Annotated in this window: 21 protein-coding genes; 8 read left to right on the top strand and 13 right to left on the bottom strand. The window is 66.8% G+C overall.

Features of this window, described 5'->3' with window-relative positions; genetic code table 11:
• Positions 1 to 15 precede the first annotated feature (15 nt).
• From V9E98_06680 to V9E98_06670, 3 genes are all read right to left on the bottom strand, one after another.
• On the bottom strand, positions 16 to 408 hold the full coding sequence (locus tag V9E98_06680; GenBank protein MEI2716665.1) for a hypothetical protein: 393 nt from the start codon (positions 406 to 408) through the stop codon (positions 16 to 18).
• A 31-nt stretch (positions 409 to 439) separates the two neighbouring features.
• Positions 440 to 1,447 carry an EAL domain-containing protein gene (locus V9E98_06675; GenBank protein ID MEI2716664.1) on the bottom strand — a complete coding sequence of 336 codons (1,008 nt, stop codon included), beginning with the start codon at positions 1,445 to 1,447 and terminating at the stop codon, positions 440 to 442.
• 464 nt (positions 1,448 to 1,911) lie between these two features.
• Positions 1,912 to 2,181: a hypothetical protein gene (locus V9E98_06670; protein ID MEI2716663.1), complete on the bottom strand. Its 270-nt coding sequence runs from the start codon at positions 2,179 to 2,181 to the stop codon at positions 1,912 to 1,914.
• 501 nt (positions 2,182 to 2,682) lie between these two features.
• On the opposite strand from V9E98_06670, the gene sdhC reads away from it, so the two are divergent.
• Both sdhC and V9E98_06660 read left to right on the top strand, forming a co-directional pair.
• Positions 2,683 to 3,069, top strand: coding sequence for a succinate dehydrogenase, cytochrome b556 subunit (gene sdhC, locus V9E98_06665; GenBank protein ID MEI2716662.1), 387 nt, complete (start codon positions 2,683 to 2,685; stop codon positions 3,067 to 3,069).
• A gap of 3 nt (positions 3,070 to 3,072) precedes the next feature.
• On the top strand, positions 3,073 to 3,477 hold the full coding sequence (locus tag V9E98_06660) for a succinate dehydrogenase hydrophobic membrane anchor subunit (GenBank protein MEI2716661.1): 405 nt from the start codon (positions 3,073 to 3,075) through the stop codon (positions 3,475 to 3,477).
• Positions 3,478 to 3,512: 35 nt separating this feature from the next.
• Here V9E98_06660 and V9E98_06655 read toward each other — a convergent pair whose 3' ends face one another.
• On the bottom strand, positions 3,513 to 3,935 hold the full coding sequence (locus V9E98_06655) for a hypothetical protein (GenBank protein ID MEI2716660.1): 423 nt from the start codon (positions 3,933 to 3,935) through the stop codon (positions 3,513 to 3,515).
• A gap of 126 nt (positions 3,936 to 4,061) precedes the next feature.
• A complete protein-coding gene (locus tag V9E98_06650; protein MEI2716659.1) occupies positions 4,062 to 4,487 on the bottom strand; it encodes a hypothetical protein in 426 nt (141 codons plus the stop codon).
• Between V9E98_06650 and V9E98_06645 the strand changes: the two genes are divergently transcribed.
• The 3 genes from V9E98_06645 (at position 4,474) to V9E98_06635 (ending at position 6,133) form a co-directional block, all read left to right on the top strand.
• Entirely contained in the window at positions 4,474 to 4,983 is a 510-nt protein-coding gene (locus V9E98_06645) for an FAD-binding protein (GenBank protein ID MEI2716658.1), read from the top strand. The two genes, V9E98_06650 and V9E98_06645, sit on opposite strands and share 14 nt — an antisense overlap.
• Before the next feature lie 65 nt (positions 4,984 to 5,048).
• Positions 5,049 to 5,327: a hypothetical protein gene (locus tag V9E98_06640; GenBank protein ID MEI2716657.1), complete on the top strand. Its 279-nt coding sequence runs from the start codon at positions 5,049 to 5,051 to the stop codon at positions 5,325 to 5,327.
• Entirely contained in the window at positions 5,327 to 6,133 is an 807-nt protein-coding gene (locus V9E98_06635) for a succinate dehydrogenase iron-sulfur subunit (protein MEI2716656.1), read from the top strand. Before V9E98_06640 ends, V9E98_06635 begins: the two co-directional genes overlap by 1 nt.
• Positions 6,134 to 6,184: 51 nt before the next feature.
• Here the strand turns inward: V9E98_06635 and V9E98_06630 are convergent, their stop codons facing one another.
• Together V9E98_06630 and V9E98_06625 are read right to left on the bottom strand one after the other, a co-directional pair.
• Positions 6,185 to 8,233: an alpha/beta-hydrolase family protein gene (locus tag V9E98_06630; protein ID MEI2716655.1), complete on the bottom strand. Its 2,049-nt coding sequence runs from the start codon at positions 8,231 to 8,233 to the stop codon at positions 6,185 to 6,187.
• A 1-nt stretch (position 8,234) separates the two neighbouring features.
• Positions 8,235 to 8,528 carry a hypothetical protein gene (locus V9E98_06625; GenBank protein ID MEI2716654.1) on the bottom strand — a complete coding sequence of 98 codons (294 nt, stop codon included), beginning with the start codon at positions 8,526 to 8,528 and terminating at the stop codon, positions 8,235 to 8,237.
• A gap of 153 nt (positions 8,529 to 8,681) precedes the next feature.
• On the opposite strand from V9E98_06625, the gene trpS reads away from it, so the two are divergent.
• From trpS to V9E98_06610, 3 genes are all read left to right on the top strand, one after another.
• Positions 8,682 to 9,683 carry a tryptophan--tRNA ligase gene (gene trpS, locus V9E98_06620; GenBank protein ID MEI2716653.1) on the top strand — a complete coding sequence of 334 codons (1,002 nt, stop codon included), beginning with the start codon at positions 8,682 to 8,684 and terminating at the stop codon, positions 9,681 to 9,683.
• Between the two features lie 159 nt (positions 9,684 to 9,842).
• A complete protein-coding gene (locus V9E98_06615) occupies positions 9,843 to 11,366 on the top strand; it encodes a hemolysin family protein (GenBank protein ID MEI2716652.1) in 1,524 nt (507 codons plus the stop codon).
• An 87-nt stretch (positions 11,367 to 11,453) separates the two neighbouring features.
• Positions 11,454 to 12,845, top strand: coding sequence for a DUF222 domain-containing protein (locus V9E98_06610; protein ID MEI2716651.1), 1,392 nt, complete (start codon positions 11,454 to 11,456; stop codon positions 12,843 to 12,845).
• A 253-nt stretch (positions 12,846 to 13,098) separates the two neighbouring features.
• On the opposite strand, the gene V9E98_06605 is transcribed toward V9E98_06610, so the two are convergent.
• From V9E98_06605 to V9E98_06580, 6 genes are all read right to left on the bottom strand, one after another.
• Complete coding sequence (locus V9E98_06605) at positions 13,099 to 13,893, bottom strand: exodeoxyribonuclease III (protein ID MEI2716650.1); 795 nt, start codon at positions 13,891 to 13,893, stop codon at positions 13,099 to 13,101.
• Positions 13,894 to 13,909: 16 nt separating this feature from the next.
• A complete protein-coding gene (locus V9E98_06600; protein MEI2716649.1) occupies positions 13,910 to 15,130 on the bottom strand; it encodes an NADP-dependent isocitrate dehydrogenase in 1,221 nt (406 codons plus the stop codon).
• An 83-nt stretch (positions 15,131 to 15,213) separates the two neighbouring features.
• Entirely contained in the window at positions 15,214 to 16,170 is a 957-nt protein-coding gene (gene mdh, locus V9E98_06595; GenBank protein ID MEI2716648.1) for a malate dehydrogenase, read from the bottom strand.
• A gap of 249 nt (positions 16,171 to 16,419) precedes the next feature.
• On the bottom strand, positions 16,420 to 16,629 hold the full coding sequence (locus V9E98_06590; protein ID MEI2716647.1) for a hypothetical protein: 210 nt from the start codon (positions 16,627 to 16,629) through the stop codon (positions 16,420 to 16,422).
• Entirely contained in the window at positions 16,539 to 17,204 is a 666-nt protein-coding gene (locus tag V9E98_06585) for an HAD-IC family P-type ATPase (protein ID MEI2716646.1), read from the bottom strand. The genes V9E98_06590 and V9E98_06585 overlap by 91 nt, the downstream gene beginning before the upstream one ends.
• Before the next feature lie 114 nt (positions 17,205 to 17,318).
• A partial coding sequence (locus tag V9E98_06580) for a hypothetical protein (GenBank protein MEI2716645.1) occupies positions 17,319 to 17,615 on the bottom strand: 297 nt, incomplete at its 5' end.

The raw sequence follows: 17,615 nt of genomic DNA, 5'->3' as shown, positions 1-17,615 counted from the left end.
GTCCACCTCCTCGGCTCAGTCGTAAAGGGTCAGGGTAAGGCCGGTGTTGAATCCCAGGGTGCAGTTCGGCGAGCGTAGGTCGATGGTGGCGTTGCCCCCCGACACCGTCAACGTGCCATCCCCCTGAGCGGTGCAGTTGCCGGAGGAGTTCTGCAGGGTCGCCTTGTACCGAGCACCATCGCAGGCCGAGTTGACCCCGGACAGTGCGAACTGGATCACGGTGAAGCCCGGGGCACTGCCGGCCGAGAAGCTCATCGGGGTGGCGATGCCGACAGTGATGCCGTTGCTGTCGCAGCCGGAGGCGTCCAGCGTGTCAGCGGCCAGGGAGTCACTGTTGACATTGAGGCTGGCAGCCGACGCGACGACAACCCCGGTGACGACCAGCACAGACGCGGCCCCGGCGGCCACCCAAATTAGGGGGGAGCGGCGCTTGCGCGAGTTAGGCATGAGCGGGCCGCCCTTCCTCCTCGGCGACTCCACTAGCCGGCCAATCGTCCGGTTCATCGCTCTGAGGGTTTGAATCCTCCAGACCGGACAGCAAGGCGCTGAGGATGTTCGCTGCGAGCGGGGGTGCGAACAGCGGACCTTGGAACCCTACCGCGCCGTGCTCGGCGAGCGCCTCCAGTTGCTCCTCATGTTCAACCTCTCGGCCGATCACCAGCACACCCTTATTGGCGGCCCGCACCACCGACCGGGACACGACGGACTTGTCGGGGTCCGGGGGCAGTTCCGTGGATGACATGTCCAGCGTGAGGTAGTCCACGGGGCTGTCGACCACCACTTCGAGAGGAGCCGGACCGGCCGCACTGAAATGATGCAGGCAGAGGTCGACGCCACGGTCGGCCAGGGCCTCGAGCCCGCGCCAGTCGTTGTCGCGTTCCGTCATGAAGGGGCCGGGCGCAATGCCGAGAACGATCTCGTCCGGCTCGATGTCCAGCACTGCCGCCTCCGCCAGCAGTGTGTCGACGAGATCCAACGGGTCGCCGCCCGTGAGCCGTGGGAGTCGGATGAAGGCACGAAGACCCTCCGTGGCGTACCTGCGCCACAACGCCACCTGCCGCAGGCCGGTGCGAGCGGCCCAGAAGTCGAAGTCGCCCTCCAACTGCTTCTCTTCGGTCATCGGGAGGAAGACGTTGGACTTGATCAGGCCGTACTTCGCGTGCTGCCAACGGGGATGGATCTCGACCGCGCGCAGGTCGCCGGTTCGGATCGACATCGAGGGCTCGTAGTGGATCACGAACTCCTCGCGCAGCACGGCGGACAGCATGCTCACGGCACGGACGTCTTCCTCGCTGAGGCCAGGCGGGGGTTCGCTGCGGTCCCAGGCCTCCTCCGCGCCTTCGTACCGGGGCAAGTCCGGCAGAACCACCCGGGTGGGCCAGAGGCCGTTACGGACCAACTCGTAGACCGCAACGGCTACGGCGACAGTGATGAGCAGCGAGAACACCAGGAAGGGCCACCCCAGTGCTCCGCAGACCGGACAGTGTGCACCTTGGGCAGCACGGCGAAGACACCGCCGTCGATCTCCGCAGTCGTGGGGAACCACTCATCCGCGGTAGTCCCGGTTGTCGCCCTGGGTGACGTAGGTGCCGTCGGGACGGACATCGATCACTCGGTGAATGATCAGGGCGCTCGCTGTCAATGTCAGTCGGGTGATAGACGATTACGTCACCGATCGCGTAGCCGGGCCGCTTGAACGTGAAGGCGACGTCTCCGGTCACTGAGGGTCGGCTCCATGGACTCGCCAGCCACGATCGTAGTTCCGAAGAATCCACCCCATCGGGCGGGAAACACCAGAATGAGGAACAGCACGATCGCCACCCAGGGCGCCGCAGATCGAACCACTCTCATTTCAGCAACTTAACGTGCCTGAGAAGGGCGGGGGGGTCGATCTCCCCCCGCCCGTACGGATCACTCGTAGATCGTGAGCGAGACGCTCTCGATATCTTCGGCATCTACCGTCGGAGCGAGCGTGACAGGGATTGATGCCTGGTTGGTGATCGTTCCGGAGGCATCGGGCGAGTTAAGAGCGTCGTCATTGCTATCGAGCACGACGACTCTGTAGTTCAGACCATCGCAGTCTTCGCCGGTGAGGCCGTCGACGTTGTTGATGCTCAGACCATTCACCCGATAGTTCGGATTTCCGTTGGAATGGCCGGGAGCATTCCACGCGATGGTCAACCCCGAAGTCTGGCAGGCAGCAGTGGTGCTCGACGGTCGCTCCGAGTGAGTCCTGCAGTCACTGCGCCAAGCGACGCCGCAGAGGCTGCGACCAAGCCGGAGGTGGCGATGGCCGCGGCGGTGGCGGCAACAGTCCGGCGGGTCCTGGATCGACGAGACGCCATGGCAAAAGTCCTTTCATTGAGCGCGACTTTCGCGCTGACCCATTCACTTCGCGTGACAAACGTCACGGAGGGGCCCCTTCATAGTGGGGTGTCGCTGGCTCCGTTGCCTGAACGCTCAGGGAAAATCACCCGTTCGGGTTATTACGGTCCGATGACGATTCCCCTGGGACCAAGGTCCCCACGTCCTCGGGACCATCCGCCCGGATCCGTTCACCGCATCCCTGCTCAGCTCGGCTGACACCTCCGCAACCGGGTCACCCCCGCCCTCCGATGCCCGATCGGACTAGCATGGGACCCGGCACGCCTGACCCCGTTCGGGCGTGGGATCGGAGGCACGGTGGCAAGCGTCGGCACCCTGTATCGCGGTGACATTTCCATGTGGTCCTGGGTCGCGCATCGGATCACCGGCGTCGCGGTCCTGTTCTTCCTCTATGTACATGTGCTCGACACCGCATTGGTGCGTGTGTCACCCGCCGCCTACGACCTCGTGATCGCGAGTTACAAGACTCCGCTGGTCAACCTCATGGAGGTAGGCCTCGTCGGAGCGGTGTTGTTCCACGCCCTGAACGGACTGCGGATCATCGCTGTCGACTACTGGAGCAAGGGCACCCGCTATCAGAAGCAGATGCTGTGGGCCACGGTCGTCGTGTGGTGCGCCGTGATGATCCCCGGTGCCTATTTCATGCTCCGACACACCATCGCCACGATCTTCGGGAGCGCCTGATGACTGTCACCCCTGACCTCGCCCCCCCGAACGCCGCCCGCGCCGCCAGAGGCGGGCCGCAACTTCGAGAAGACGTCCTGGGTCTTCATGCGCGCATCTGGCCTCGTGCTGGTCATCCTGGTTTTCGGCCACCTACTGATCATGAACATCCTCGACGGCGGTGTGCAGCGGATCAACTTCGCGTTCGTGGCCGGCCGCTGGACCAGCCCGTTCTGGCAGATGTGGGACCTCACCATGCTCTGGCTGGCGATGTTGCACGGCACCAACGGGCTGCGCGTGATCATCAACGACTACGCACGCAGCGGCAAGACCAAGTTCTGGCTGCACGGCGTGCTGTATACGGCATCAGCCGCGACAATCATCTTGGGAACCCTGGTGATCTTCACCTTCGATCCCAACCTTGCCTGACCCGACCCGCAACCTAGCCTGACCCGACCCGCAACCTAGCCTGACCCGACCCGCAACCTAGCCGGCCCCGAACCACACCCGGCCCGATCGAGGAGTAACGGATGCCAACGCACAAGTACGACGTCGTCATCGTCGGGGCCGGCGGCGCCGGGATGCGGGCGGCGCTCGAGGCGGGCCAGCGCACCCGCACAGCCGTGCTCACCAAGCTCTACCCGACGCGCTCCCACACCGGCGCGGCTCAGGGCGGCATGTGCGCCGCGCTCGCCAACGTCGAGGACGACAACTGGGAATGGCACACCTTCGACACCGTCAAGGGCGGTGACTACCTGGTCGACCAGGACGCCGCCGAGATCATGTGCAAGGAAGCCATCGACGCTGTCCTGGACCTCGAGAAGATGGGCCTGCCGTTCAACCGCACTCCTGAGGGCCGCATCGACCAGCGCCGCTTCGGTGGGCACACCCGCCAGCACGGCGAGGCAGCCGGTGCGCCGCGCCTGCTACGCCGCCGACCGCACCGGCCACATGATCCTGCAGACGCTCTATCAGAACTGCATCAAGCACGGCATCGAGTTCTTCGACGAGTACTACGTCCTCGACGTGTTGCTGTCGCGAAGGACGCGTGCGTCGGTGTCGTCGCCTACGAACTGGCCACCGGCGAGATCCACACGTTCCAGGCCAAGAGCGTCATCTTCGCCACCGGCGGGTTCGGCAAGGTCTTCAAGACCACGTCCAACGCCCACACGCTCACCGGCGACGGCATGGCCATCACCTACCGCCGCGGCCTCCCCTTGGAGGACATGGAGTTCTACCAGTTCCACCCCACCGGCCTGGCCGGCCTCGGCGTGCTCTTGACCGAAGGTGCCCGCGGCGAAGGCGGCATCCTGCGCAACGCGTCGGGTGAACGCTTCATGGAGCGCTACGCCCCCACCATCAAGGACCTCGCCCCCCGCGACATGGTCGCCCGCGCAATGGTTCAAGAAGTCCGCGAAGGCCGCGGTGCCGGGCCGCACAAGGACTACGTCTACCTGGACCTCACCCACCTGCCCGCCGAGCAGGCTCGAGGCCAAACTGCCGGACATCACGGAGTTCTCCCGCACCTACCTGGGCGTCGACCCGATCACCGAACTCGTTCCGGTGTTCCCCACCGCGCACTACGCCATGGGCGGCATCCCGACCAACATCGACACCCAGGTCCTGGCGGACAACGCCGACACCGTCCCCGGCCTGTACGCCGCCGGCGAGGTCGCCTGCGTCTCGGTGCACGGCGCCAACCGGCTGGGCACGAACTCGCTGCTCGACATCAACGTCTTCGGTCGCCGCGCCGGCATCGCCGCTGCCGAGTACGCCCAGACCATCGACTACTCCCCGCTGCCCGACGACCCCGAGGCCATGGTGCGCGACATGCTCACCGGCCTCCTCGAGGGCGACGGCACCGAACGTGTCGGAGAACTGCGCCGCGCCCTGCAGGAAACCATGGACATGAATGCTCAGGTGTATCCGCACTGAGGCCACGCTCAAGCAGGCACTGACCGACGTCCAAGCCCTGCGCGACCGCTACCGCAACATCTCGCGTGCAGGACAAGGGCAAGCGCTACAACACCGACCTGCTCGAAGCCGTCGAGTTGGGCTTCCTGCTGGACCTCGCCGAAGTCCTGGTCGCCGGAGCGCTGGCCCGCAAGGAGTCCCGCGGCGGGCACGCGCGGGAGGACTACCAGACCCGCGACGACGTCAACTTCATGCGCCACACCATGGCCTACCGCCAGATCGACTCCGACGGGCGCGACTCCGTCCGCCTCGACTACAAACCCGTGGTCGTCACCCGATACCAGCCCATGGAGCGGAAGTACTGATGGCCATCGACACCCCCGCCCCCAACAGCGCCCCCGAGAGCGCCCCCGACACCGGCACCGCACCGCCCCGAGACCCCGGATCCCGTCGCATTCGACGTCACTATCAAGGTGCGCCGCTACGACCCCGATGTCGACGACCAGCACTACTGGCAGGAGATTCACGCGTCACCGTGTTCGCCACCGACCGCATCCTCGACTGCCTGCACAAGATCAAGTGGGAACAGGACGGCACGCTGACGTTCCGCCGCTCCTGCGGCCACGGCATCTGCGGATCCGACGCCATGCGCATCAACGGCAAGAACCGCCTCGCCTGCAAGACGCTGGTCAAGGACCTCAACACCAAGAAGCCCATCAAGGTCGAGCCCATCAAGGGCCTGACGGTCGAGAAGGACCTCATCGTCGACATGGAGCCGTTCATGGCGGCCTACCGCAAGGTCAAGCCGTTCCTGATCACGACCGGTCAGGAACCCACCCGGGAACGCCTGCAGTCCGCCGAGGACCGGGCCAAGTTCGACGACACCACCAAGTGCATCCTGTGCGCCGCGTGCACCACGTCGTGCCCCGTGTTCTGGACCGACGAGCAGTACTTCGGCCCGGCGGCGATCGTCAACGCACATCGGTTCATCTTCGACAGCCGCGACGACGGTGGCGACCAGCGACTGCAGATCCTCAACCAGTCCGAGGGTGCCTGGCGCTGCCGCACCACGTTCAACTGCACCGACGCGTGCCCTCGGGGGATCCAGGTCACGACGGCGATCCAGCAGGTCAAACGCGCCATGATGTTCGGCGCCGACGACGCCATGTGACCCCCAGCGGCATGTCACCCGCTGCGGCAGGTGACCCTCGGCGTTGGACCACTACACCGGTTCAGTCCCCTTGATGATCAGTTGGATCGTCTCATCATCTACCGGCTGGTCCGATCCACACCAGTCGCCGACCTGCTTTCGGACCTTGTCCGCGGCTTCGGCGCGCTTGTCCTCCGGCTTGGCCATGGCGTTGTCCCAGTCGCGCTTGACCTCCCAGGCGAGTTCCCGCGTGCGCAGCACCGCGTTGACGCGGTTCATCTGCTCGTCTGACGAGTCCAGGCCCCACACGGTGCGGATGGCGCCGGGGATCTCGACCCGGTAGTCGTGTCCCCCTTCTTGGAACGTGCCCGGCGTGGGAGTCAGTGCGTTCATCAAGTCGGTGAACGTCGAGACAAACGTCGTCACCGGCTGCCAGTTCGTGCCCCGGGGAGCTCCCGGTGGGCGTTGGTCGTCGGGTCCGAGCCAGTCCGGTTGACGCCACAACAGCGGTGCCTCGAACTTGGGAACCGGGTCGTCACCGTTCTGGAGCAGCAAGAAGTCGACCTTCCGCTTCTCGTCGTCAGGCAACGCGTGCCAGTCGCTGATCGCGCGGGGCAGGTAGATCGCCCCCGGCCCGACTGTCGGCGGCTCACCTTGCGGCCGACCGTTCCACAGCTGCTTGCGCCAGTTGGTGAAGGCAGGCGTGCCGACCCACACCGCGGCGTCCAACCCGACACCGCGCGGCCCCGCATCGGTGTGTCCGACGAAGACCTCCTCGCTGACCTTGCAGCCCAGCGACTCCCCGAACAAGAAGAACTTCGGGCGCTGGTCCGCGGGCATGGCGAGGAGTCGTTCGGTGATGCCGTTGACGACCAACCTGGTCTGCCGGGTACCCATCTGGGCCCGGGTGAGCGACAGCGCGGATGGGAGCACGGAGTACTCGATCGCCATGCTGGCGCAGTCGCCTCGGGCCAGATACTCGAACGTTTCGCAGGCGACGTAGTTGACGTAGCCGGAACCGGTCGGTGAGAACAGCGCGATGTACTTGCGCTCGAACGCGCGCGTGCGGTCGAGCTCGCTCAGCAGGAGTTCGGCGCGGGCCTCCTCCGTGTCCGCCGAACTCAAGCTCGCGTACACGCGGATCGGCTGACGCGCCGGCTCCTTCATGACGTCCTGGATGTGGTCGGCCAGCAGGACGGCACTGAGCCAACGTGTCCCTTCGCGGCTCTGCTTGTCCCACGGGATCCCGGACGCGGGGCTGCCCGTGACTTCGGGAAGGGTGGGTTGCGCCTGGTTCGCGATCTCGACTTCGCTGCCGGCTCCGGTCAGTTTGGCCGTCACGCCCGACAGCGCCAACCATCCGACACCGTACGTAGCGGCGGTTGCGCCGATCCGCCCGAGCATTCGGTGATCCTCAGGGTCACCGCCCAGTACCTTCGCGGCTCCACGGGAGAACAGCGTGGTGAGAGACGACTCCACATGGGACAGCCCGAACAGCATGCCGCCCGTGATCAGACCCAGGCCGACAGTCTTGGCCGGACTGATGCTGCGGGGGGTGTCCTCGAAGTACGAGCCGTCGTCCAACTGGGAGCCGACTCGCGCACGGCCCGGACGCGTCCGCGCCCAACCGGCCACGCCGATGCCGGCCATCGCACCCAGCGCGGCGACGCGACCGAAGCGATGCCCGCGACGCAGGTCCATGACATCCGCGCCGACCCCCGCCAGAGCGGCGGCGGCCGTGCTCTGAGTCGTCAGCCGGGCCAATGCACGTAGGGCGGGCTCCCCCGGCCGGTGCGGCAGGGCCCGATATGCGCCGTAGGCCAGGGCGGCGGTGGCACCGTCGACCAGAAGCCCACTCGCCAGGGGACTTCCCGGCAGCCGGTTGGCCACCGACCTCAGGAACGAGTGCAGCGACACGCCCCACCCGTATCCGGCGGTGGTGCTGATGCCGGTGATGATCGCCTGATCCGGAGTGCCCCGGGTCAGCAGATTGGGCTGCGTCGATGAGCCGGCGGCGTAGGCGGCGAGCAGCGTGCCCGCCACAGCCGAGACATCCAGGTACCGCAATTCGCCGGGGTCGCCCGGCTGCCCGACCGGCGCGTCAGATCCTGCAGTCGTCAACTCACTCGTCCTCGTCGACCAGTTCGGCGACCTCGATGTTGCCGTCGGCATCCATGGTGGCGACGGTGTCGGAGATGATCTCGGCGGTGCCATCCGCACCGATAGCCGTGACGATCTCTTCCGCGGTGACCGACCCGTCCGGCGACTCCACCGTGATCACGTCGTCGACAATGGCCTCACCGCTCTCCTCGTCCACTGCGGCCACGACGTCCTCCTGGACGTGCTCACCATCGATGGTCATGCCCTCGGTGACCGTCTCGACGACGTCGAATCCACTGCCATCCTGCTCGCTCATGGGAACCCCTTCGGTTCGTTGTCCGTCTGCGACCGAACCTATCGGTTACCCCCGACATGTGGCAGCGCGAGGGGGTGCCCCGGCCGGGAGGCCACTTGGGTTGCGGAAGTCCCACGTTGGGCACCCGGAGGCCCATTGGGCAGAATGTGGGCCATGCCCCGTGTCCTGTCCGGCATCCAGCCGACCGCCGATTCGTTCCACCTCGGCAACTACCTCGGTGCCCTGCGGCAATGGGTGGCGCTCCAGGAGACTCACGACTGCTTCTACATGGTGGTGGACCTGCACGCCATCACCGTCCCGGTCGACCCGGACACTCTGCGCAGCCGGACGCGCAACGCGTACGCGCAACTGCTGGCCGCCGGGGTCGATCCGCAGCGATCGACGGTATTCACCCAGAGTCAGGTCCCCGAACACGCCGAACTCGCGTGGGTCATGCAGTGCCTGACCGGATTCGGCGAAGCCAGTCGGATGACCCAATTCAAGGACAAGTCCGCCCGGCAAGGCACCGACACTGCGAGCGTCGGACTGTTCACGTACCCCATCCTGCAGGCAGCCGACATCCTGGTGTACCGCGCCGATGAGGTTCCGGTCGGCGAGGACCAGCGCCAGCATCTCGAACTGACCCGCGATCTGGCACAGCGGTTCAACGGCCGGTTCGGGGAGACACTGGTCGTGCCGCGGGCCTTCATCCCCAAGGACACCGCACGCGTGGTTGATCTGCAGGACCCGACCGCCAAGATGAGCAAGTCGCTGCCCACCGGATGCCTGTTCCTGCTGGATGAACCGAAGGTGATCGAGAAGAAGGTCAAGCGCGCTGTCACCGACTCGGTGGGTCAGGTCAACTACGACCCCGAGACGCAGCCGGGAGTGAGCAACCTGCTCACCATCATCGCGACGTTGTCCGGCCGGGACATCGCGACCGTGACCGCCGAGTTCGCCGGGGGTGGGTACGGACCGCTGAAGATCGCGGCCGCCGAACAGATCGTCGCCTTCGCTCAGCCCTACCAGGAGCGGGTGGCGCAGTTGCTGGCCGATCCGGCGGAGCTCGACCAGATCATGGACGCCGGTTCCGTGCGCGCTCGCGAGGTCGCCGCCGACACCGTCCGCACCGTGTACGACCGGGTGGGCCTGCGCCGGCCGGTGGAGCGCGGCTGATCGACAGCCTGCGGGCGTACTCCTGAGGCCGCCGCCTTCAGCCCATGCGTTGACGGCGCTCGGGACATTTGGCCGCGCTCGGGGCGATCGGCGGCGCTGGGAGCCCCGTTCGGCACCGGTCCTCTACGCTCGAGTCATCATCGTCAGAACCCGGGAGCCATGACCGACATCCTGCTCAACTTCGCCGTCGTTCTGGTCTTCATCCTGATCGGCGGCTTCTTCGCGGCAGCCGAACTGGCGCTGGTGTCCCTGCGTGAGAGCCAGATCGACCAACTCGAGCAAGCCCATCCCAAGAAGGGTGGTCGGCTGAAGCGGTTGGCCCGTGATCCCAACCGGTTCCTGGCCGCGGTGCAGGTCGGTGTGACGCTGGCCGGATTCCTATCCGCTGGTTTCGGCGCCTCGCAGATCGCTCCGGACATCGCCCCGTGGTTCGAGGCTTTGGGCGTGCCCGAGGCGTGGGCTGAGACTGTGGCGTTCGTTCTTGTGACGATCGTGATCGCGTACCTCTCGCTGGTTCTGGGCGAACTCACGCCGAAGCGCCTCGCCCTGCAGCGCGCCGAAGGCATCGCCATGCGCACGGCCGGCCTGGTGGACTGGCTGGCCCGGATCTCGCGACCGTTCATCTGGCTGCTGTCCGCCTCGACGAATGTCGTGGTGCGGCTGCTCGGAGCGGACCCCGACATCGGCCGGGAACGCATCACCCAGGAAGAACTGCGGGGCATGGTGTTGTCCCATGACGAGTTGAGCGAAGACGAGCGCGAACTCATCGACGACGTGTTCTCCGCCGGGGAGCGCGAACTGCGTGAGGTCATGATTCCCCGCACGGAGGTCGCCTTCCTCGACGAAGCCATACCGCTGTATCGCGCGGCGCAGGAGGTGGGCAGCCAGCCACATTCGCGTTACCCCGTCATCGGCGAATCCGCCGACGACGTGCTCGGGTTCGTGCATGTCCGTGACATCCTGGACCCCTCGCTTGCGGGCCGCAGCATCCACGTCGGCTCGCTGGCACGCGAGGTGGCCCGGCTCCCGAGCAGCAAGCAGGTCATCCCCGCGCTGATGGAGCTGCGGGACTCAGGGCATCACCTGGCGATCGTCGTCGACGAGTACGGCGGCACTGACGGCATCGTCACGATGGAGGACCTCGTCGAGGAATTGGTCGGCGACATCCGAGACGAGTACGACACCGAGGCTCCGGTCCCCCTGCGCCATCCAGGTGCCCTGATCGAGCCTCAGGAGATCGACGGGCTGACCAACCTCGACGACTTCGACGACGAGTTCGGCATCGAGCTTCCCGAGGGGCCGTACGAGACTGTGGCCGGTTATCTGATCCACCGGCTGGGGCGGCTGCCGCAGCCGGGAGACACTGTGGTCTTCGGGCCGTGCCGGTTGACGGTGACCGCCATGGACGGGCGCCGGGCGGATCGTGTGCTGGTCGCGCCGGTCGGAGTGGAGGTTGCAGTCGCCGAGGAGGCTTTGGTCGGGGGGGATGCGGCGGGCGCCGGGTCGGGTTCGGGGCCGGAGGCGGGGACGGATTCTGGCGCGGGGACGGATTCTGGCGCGGGGACGGATTCTGGCGCGGGGTCGAGGACGGAGTCGAGGTCGGGGTCGGGGTCGGGGTCGGATTCGGGGTCCGCGTCGGATTCGGGGTCCGCGTCCGGATCGGCTGCGTCAGAGGAGCAATGACGACCCGGGAACGGGCCGCATCATCGTGCCCCCCGGACGATCCCAACGCCACCGCCGAACTGTCGGGCCCCCGTGTTCGACTGTGGCATGGCAATAGAACGGGGACAGGCGGTAGGGGCAGGCGACAGCGGTGACGCTCAGGGTGTGGACCTCGGCTTGACCCATGAGCAGCGGGTCGCGCGAGTGTTGGCGCTGGGGCCGAACGCCTCGACTGCGGTGCGAAACGTCGTCGCTGCCACCTGTGGCCTGTGCGACGAGTCTCTTGTCGGGGATCTGGCCAACGGGCCGAAGTTGGCGGATTCGGTGATCGTCTTGGCTCAGATCACCCACGTCCTGCAGTCGGAGTTGGCTCGCCGTGTCACCGTCGCCGCCCACTCCGGGGTGTTACGGGACACTCCGCGGGTCACGCTCAACTCCGCAGGTGGGATATCAGGTACCCAGGTCAGCGCACTGTTGGCGGCGGGAGCGTTCGCCGACCAGCATCACGCACTCGCGGAGTTGTGGTCCGCCGGTCGGATCAACGTCGACATCGTCGCTGCGATCGCACGCGGCCTGAGCCCTCTTTCCAGCGAGGACCAAGGCAAGGTGGTCGCCGCGTTGGCCCCGACACTGCCCGGGTTGTCAGTGCGCCAAGTCAGGAAAGTCGTGGCCCGCGCGGTGGACTTGTTGACGCCCGACGACCGCGACCGCACCGAACAGCGCCGCCACGATCGTCGCTTCCTGGCGTTCTGCAACTTCGCCGGCATGACGATGATCCGCGGTGAACTGCCCAGTATCGACGGCGCCGCGCTGCAGGCGGCCCTTCACGCGCTGGCGGAATCGCTGCGCACCGCGGACGACGGTCTGACGCGTGGGCAACGCTACGCGGATGCGTTGATGACGTTGGTCAACGCCGCTGCGGCGCACGGCGACCTGCCCGCCACCACGAGTGGACTCCCGGTGGCGGCATCCATCACGATCAGCCTCACCGAAGCCGAACGGCTCCTCGATGCCAGCGGTCACGATCACTCTGCCAGTGCGGGCATCAGCGGTTGTGGCACCGGCAGCGGGAGTGACAGGAAGTGGCTCGGCGTCGGATCCGCCGCCGGGATCGCCCACGTCCCGGAGTCCGACACCACCCTCGGCGACGCAGCCGCCCGCTTCGCTCTGTGCTCCGCGGACCTCACGGGTGTCATCGTCACCCACCCCGTCCAAGCCGGAGTTGCTGGGAGCAGCACGGGCGGCGGACACGGGCGGCCACGGGCGCCACGGGCGGCACGGGCGGCACGGGCGGCACGGGCGGCACGGGCGGCACGGGCGGCGCGGGCGGCGCGGGCGGCAGAGCATCGACCGGTCGCCCCGGTCAGGCGACCCCACAATCCCCGCTGGCTGCGGCGCTGGCCGCCACCCGACTCGAACCTCTCGCTGTCGGGCGCGCCACCCGGCTGGCGACCAAAGCCCAACGCACCGCACTGGCCATCCGCGACGGCGGGTGCGTGATCCCCGGCTGTGAGCGGCCCCCGGCGGAGTGCCAGACGCACCACGTCACCGACTGGGCCGCGGGCGGGCGCACGGACTGTGACCAGATGGCTCTGCTCTGTTGGTCGCACCACCGTCAAGTGGACCTGAATCGCTGGCGGCTGGTCCGAAACCCCGACCCGGAGGGTCCCTACTGGAGCGTGACACCGGTGCGAAGACATGCCTGGCGACACAGGGACGCGGCCTGATGACGCGCCTCCGGACCCACACGGAACTACTCGGGGTCGATATCCACCAGCACAGGAGCGTGATCACTCCAGCGCGCATCCCACGACGCAGCCCGCAGCACTCGCGCGGCAGTGGCACGTGCCGCAAGATCGGGAGTCGCCCATGCGTAGTCGATGCGCCAGCCGGCGTCGTTGTCGAAGGCACGGCCGCGCTGCGACCACCAGGTGTACGGTCCCGGTCCCGGTCCGGAGAGATCGCGCCCCAGGTCACGCCAGCCAGCCCGCTCCCAGGCGTCCAGATGAGCCCGCTCCTCGGGGAGGAACCCGGACTTGCCGATGCGCTGGCGCCAGTTCTTGAGGTCCATCTCGGTCCGGGCGATGTTGATGTCTCCCGCGACGATGACATCACCGCCGCTGCCGAGGAGCTCGGTCATGCGCTGGGTCATGGCGGTGAGGAAGCTCATCTTGTGGTCCTGTGCCGGTTCGCCGGCATGACCCTTGGGCACGTAGACGGACACTACGGTCAGCGGTCGATCGGCCACGCTCGTCTGGGCTTCGAGCCAGCGGCCCTCGTCTTCGAAACCCGGCAGGCCCGTGCGGGTGTCCGCGATGACCGCACGCGACAGCACTGCCACGCCGTTTCGGCCGGCGCGCTGGGAAGCAGACGAGACGGCCGCCCAGTCCAGGAACCCGGACCCGGCAAGAGCCACACCGACCTGCTCCGGATCGGCTCGCACCTCCTGCAGCGCGATCACATCCGGGCGCTCACCGAGCATCTGCGCAGGGCCGCCCTTGCGCGCGGCCGCCCGGATGCCGTTGACGTTGGCGGTGATGAACCTCATCCGCCGCAGCCGTTGCTCAGGCTGTCGCCATGGCGGCTTGCAGGTTGTCGTCGATGGCCGCGAGGAAGTCCTGCGTATTCAGGTGTCCCTGATCGGGTCCGACGAGCAGGGCGAGGTCCTTGGTCATCTTGCCGCTCTCGACGGTCTCGACACACACCCGCTCCAGGGTCTCGGCGAACTGAGTCACCTCGGGCGTGCCATCCATACGACCCCGGTGCCCCAGGCCCTGAGTCCACGCGAAGATCGAGGCGATCGGGTTCGTCGAGGTGGGGTTGCCCTGCTGATGCTGGCGGTAGTGCCGGGTCACCGTGCCGTGGGCCGCCTCGGCCTCGACGGTTCGACCGTCCGGGGTCATCAGCACGGAGGTCATCAGTCCGAGTGAGCCGAATCCCTGCGCGACCGTGTCGGACTGGACGTCCCCGTCATAGTTCTTGCAGGCCCACAGATAGCCGCCCTCCCACTTCATGGCTGCAGCGACCATGTCGTCGATGAGGCGGTGTTCGTACGTGATACCGGCAGCCTCGAACTCGTCTTTGAACTCGGTCTCGAAGACCTCCGCGAAGATGTCCTTGAACTGCCCGTCGTAGGCCTTCAGGATCGTGTTCTTCGTCGACAGGTACACGGGGTATCCCCGGGTGAGCCCGTAACGCATCGAGGCGCGCGCGAAGTCGCGGATCGAGTCATCGAGGTTGTACATCCCCATGGCGACCCCGCCGCCCGGGAAGTCGTACACGTCGAACTCCATAGGCTCGGAACCGTCGGCGGGCGTGTACGTCATCGTGAGCGTGCCCGGCCCGGGAACCTTGAAGTCAGTGGCCCGGTACTGGTCACCGAACGCGTGACGGCCGACGACGATCGGTTTGGTCCAGCCAGGAACGAGCCGCGGAATGTTGCTGATGATGATCGGCTCGCGGAAGATGACCCCACCCAAGATGTTGCGGATCGTGCCGTTCGGCGAGCGCCACATCTTCTTGAGCCCGAACTCCTCGACGCGGGCCTCGTCCGGGGTGATGGTGGCGCACTTGACGCCCACTCCGTACTCCTGGATGGCGTGGGCCGCATCGATGGTGACCTGGTCGTCGGTCGCGTCGCGATGCTCGATGCCGAGGTCGTAGTACTTCAGGTCGATATCCAGATAGGGCAGGATCAGTTGACCCTTGATGAACTCCCAGATGATGCGGGTCATCTCGTCGCCGTCGAGTTCGACGACAGGGTTCTGCACCTTGATCTTGGACATGGTTTCCTTCCGAGGGGTGGTGTTTCGTAGGGGCTCGGGCTTCCGTAACCGCGGGTTGTCCGCAGGCGATCAGAGGCTTTGGATCAGAGGCTTTGGACGTCTGCCTGCTTGGCGCGCACCGCCTCGGCGGCCTCTTTCAGACCGGCCAGTTCAGTCTCGGTGAGGTCGGTCTCGACGATGCGGCGGATACCTTCGCGACCGATCTCGGCCTGCACACCGAGGTAGACCCCGGAGATGCCGTACTCCCCGTCGACCCAGGCGCACACCGGCATGACGTCACCGGAGTCTTCGATGATGGCTTTCGCCATGCGGGCGGCCGCGGCGGACGGCGCGTAGTAGGCGGAACCGGTCTTGAGCAGTGCCACGACCTCCGCGCCACCGTTACGGGTGCGGGTGACGAGGTCGTCGATCTCCTCAGCGCTCAGCAGGTCCGTCAACGGCTTGCCGTCGACCGTGCACTTCGAGGGAACCGGCACCATGGTGTCGCCGTGGGACCCCAGCGTCAGGGTGCGGACGCTGGCAACCGGCACGTCCAGTTTCTCGGCGACGAAATTGGTGAACCGGGCTGTGTCCAGCATTCCGGCCTGGCCGATGATCCGGCTCTTGTCGAAGCCGGTGACGATCTGCGCGAGAGCGGTCATCTCGTCGAGTGGGTTCGCGACGTTGACGATCACAGCGTTGGGGGCGTGTTTGGCGATGTTCTCGGCCACTGCCCGCATGATCTTCGCGTTGGTCTCGATGAGATCCATGCGGCTCATGCCAGGTTTGCGCGGCAGGCCGGCGGTGATGACGACGATGTCCGATCCCGCGATGACCTCGTACCCCTCGCCGGCGGGTCCCGTGGCCTGGCCGGTCACCTTGGTCTCGAAGCCCTCGATCGGCCGCGACTGGTTCAGATCCAGGGCGAGTCCTTCGGGTTTGCCCTCGATGATGTCGGTGAGGACGACCTCTTCGAAGACGTCGTATTCAGCCAGCCGCTGCGCGGTGGTGGAACCGTAGAACCCGGCGCCGACGACGGTGACTTTGCCCTGACGAGCCATGCGAAACCCTCCTATGGACGTGACGCTCCACCCTACCCAGCGGCTTTCGGTGACCGCGGACCGGGATCGGCGCGCTCAGCTGACGCGACGGACGAGGTCGTCCAGCGGCACCGCGTCAGAGCCGGAAGATCCGGAACGACGCCCGGTCGAAGAGCCGGGACGACGCCCGGCTGACGAGTCGGAGCGACGCTCGGGCTGACGGTCCGGAGCGGCGCGCGCTCGCCCGCCGGATCGCCTTGTCCGCCTCGATCACGAGGGGGACCAGCGAGCGAGAGTCGCGATGGCGAGCAGCCACTGGTCGCCATCGAGCGGCTGCGTGGCCAGCGCGTCGGTCAGGCCGTCGTAGGTCACGGACAGCCACGTGAGCGTCAGTGGGATGAGCAGCCACCACCAATACGGGAAGTGGGGGCCATGCCAGGCCGGGACCAGGTCGCGGCGCACGGAGGCCGCGATCCACACCGTGCTGAGCGCCGCCACCACGAATGCCGTGGTCTGTCCCGCTCCCGGGCCGCTCGTCCGCTCCCCGCTCTCCGAGGACGAAGTACGGCACCAGGATGACGATGGCCTGCACCAGTCCGAACAACAGCCACCGGGGGGTCGTACTGCGGTTCGAGAATCGTCGCGTTCGGATCCCGCGGTGGTTTGTCCATGGTTCCCGGTTCGACGGAGTCCGTGGAGATCCCGATCGCCGGGAAGATACCGACCAGGAACGTGACGAAGATCAGCATCACGGGCGTCAGGGCCTGGCCCGCGTTCACGTCCAGGGCGCTGGCCAGCAGCATGACGAGCAGCACGCCGAACAGGCCGGTCATCACGTATCGGAGTTGCGCCGTGATCTTGCCGTAGATGTCGCGGCCCAGTTCGATGGCGTGCACGAGGGTGGCGAAGTTGTCGTCGGTGAGCACCATGTTGGCGGCCTGTTTGGTCACGTCGCTGCCGCTGCCCATCGCGACGCCGACATCGGCCTTCTTCAGTGCGGCGGCATCGTTGACCGCGTCGCCGGTCATCGCCACGGTCTGACCCGCCTGCTGCATGACGCGACACCAGCCGCAGCTTGTCCTCAGGCGCGACCCGACCGAACACGTGCAGGTCGTCCAACCGGGCGAGCAGCTCGGCGTCGGTGAGTTTCGCGAACTCCGGGCCGGTGATCACTCCCGGGCCCCAGTCCCAGATCGGCGGCGATGGCCTGGGCGGTGACGGCATGGTCGCCGGTGATCATGCGCACGTCGATACCGGCGTGATGCGCCACCGCGATCGCTTCCTTGGCCGCTGGGCCGCAGCGGATCGATGATGCCGACAAGCGACGAGAAGGTCAGGTCGGACACCGCCGCCATGGGATCCGCCCGCACCTGGTCGACCATGTCCGGATCGAACAGCCGGTAGGCGAACGCCATCACCCGCAACCCCTTCGACCCCGACAACAATACGATGAGTTGAGCAGGACA

This window comes from Candidatus Nanopelagicales bacterium (assembly GCA_037045355.1).
GTDB lineage: Bacteria > Actinomycetota > Actinomycetes > S36-B12.
Note: the sequence above shows the minus strand (reverse complement) of the source record. Positions and strands in the feature narration are given on the sequence as shown.